The organism is Devosia sp., assembly GCF_017307565.1.
Classification (GTDB): domain Bacteria; phylum Pseudomonadota; class Alphaproteobacteria; order Rhizobiales; family Devosiaceae; genus Devosia.
On record NZ_JAFKHD010000388.1, the window covers coordinates 1 to 2,031 of the forward strand.

Below are 2,031 nucleotides of genomic sequence, written 5' to 3' on the forward strand. Positions count from 1 at the left end.
TTGACATCGTGCTGAACCCGCTCGGCGTGCCTTCGCGCATGAACGTCGGCCAGATCCTTGAAACCCACCTGGGTTGGGCCTGCGCCGGCATGGGCAAGAAGATCGACCAGATGGTCCGCGCCTACCAGCGTTCGGGCGACCTGAAGCCGCTCCGTGGCGAAATCGGTGAACTGTTTGCTGGCGACAGCAACATCACCGACCTCGACGACGACGGCCTGGTGCGTCTCGGCGAACACCTCTCCAAGGGTGTGCCGATCGCGACCCCGGTCTTCGACGGCGCCAAGGAAGCCGACATTGTGGTCATGCTCGAAAAGGCAGGCCTCAAGTCTTCGGGTCAGTCGACCGTGTTTGACGGCCGTACCGGTGAGCAGTTCGACCGTCAGGTGACGGTTGGCTACATCTACATGCTCAAGCTCGACCACCTCGTGGACAACAAGATCCACGCACGTTCGATCGGTCCTTACTCGCTCGTTACCCAGCAGCCGCTGGGCGGCAAGGCGCAGTTCGGCGGTCAGCGTTTCGGCGAGATGGAAGTGTGGGCTCTCGAAGCGTATGGCGCCGCCTATACGCTCCAGGAAATGCTCACCATCAAGTCGGACGACGTTGCTGGTCGTACCAAGGTCTACGAAGCGATCGTCCGTGGCGACGACACCTTCGAAGCGGGCATTCCGGAAAGCTTCAACGTTCTGGTCAAGGAAATCCGTTCGCTCGGTCTCAATGTCGAACTCGACATGCGCGAACAGGAAGACCCGAACCGGGCCGAAGCGGAGCTCGCACCTCCTCAGGAAGCGGCGGAATAATCCGGCTCTTCCACCCCCATTCACCTTCCAACCCGACCGTCAGCCTGGCTGCGGTCGGGGCGGATAGAGGAGAGAATTGATGAATAATCATTCCCACGTCATGGACCCGTTCAACCCGTCGGTTCCGGTGCAGGCCTTCGATCAGATGAAGATCTCCATCGCGAGCCCGGAAAAGATCCTTTCCTGGTCCTACGGCGAGATCAAGAAGCCCGAGACCATCAACTACCGTACGTTCAAGCCTGAACGTGATGGTCTGTTCTGCGCCCGCATCTTTGGCCCCACCAAGGACTACGAGTGCTTGTGCGGCAAGTACAAGCGCATGAAGTTCAAGGGCGTCATCTGCGAAAAGTGCGGTGTTGAAGTCACCCTGTCTCGCGTTCGCCGCGAGCGCATGGGCCACATCGAACTGGCCGCTCCCGTCGCCCACATCTGGTTCCTGAAGTCGCTGCCGAGCCGCATCGCCCTGCTGCTCGACATGACCCTCAAGGATATCGAGCGCATCCTCTACTTCGAGAACTATGTCGTTCTCGATGCCGGTCTGACCCCGTTCACCCAGAACGAGCTTCTCACCGAAGAGCAGTACCTCGACGCCCAGGACGAGTATGGTGCCGACAGCTTCACCGCCAAGATCGGCGCCGAAGCCATTCGCGACATCCTGCTTAACCTCGACCTCGAAAAGATCGCTGCGGACCTCCGCGTCGAGATCGCCGAGTCGACCACCGAGCTGAAGCCCAAGAAGCTGGCCAAGCGCCTCAAGATCGTCGAGCAGTTCATCGTTTCGGGCAACAAGCCCGAATGGATGATCATGACCATCATTCCGGTCATTCCGCCCGAACTCCGCCCGCTCGTCCCGCTGGACGGCGGCCGCTTTGCTACGTCCGATCTCAACGACCTCTACCGTCGTGTGATCAACCGTAACAACCGCCTGAAGCGCCTGATCGAGCTCCGTGCACCGGACATCATCATCCGCAACGAAAAGCGCATGCTGCAGGAAGCTGTGGACGCGCTGTTCGACAACGGCCGCCGTGGCCGCACCATCACCGGTGCCAACAAGCGTCCGCTGAAGTCGCTGTCCGACATGCTCAAGGGCAAGCAGGGCCGCTTCCGTCAGAACCTGCTCGGCAAGCGCGTCGACTATTCCGGCCGCTCGGTCATCGTGACCGGTCCGGAGCTCAAGCTGCACCAGTGCGGCCTGCCGAAGAAGATGGCGCTCGAACTGTTCAAGCCCTTC

Annotated in this window: 2 pseudogenes; both read left to right on the forward strand. The window is 60.5% G+C overall.

From position 1 onward, the window contains the following. Positions 1-800 (forward strand): annotated as a pseudogene (locus J0I64_RS15550) (DNA-directed RNA polymerase subunit beta); the annotation flags it as partial. Between the two features lie 79 nt (positions 801-879). Beyond that, positions 880-2,031: pseudogene (locus J0I64_RS15555) on the forward strand (DNA-directed RNA polymerase subunit beta'); the annotation flags it as partial.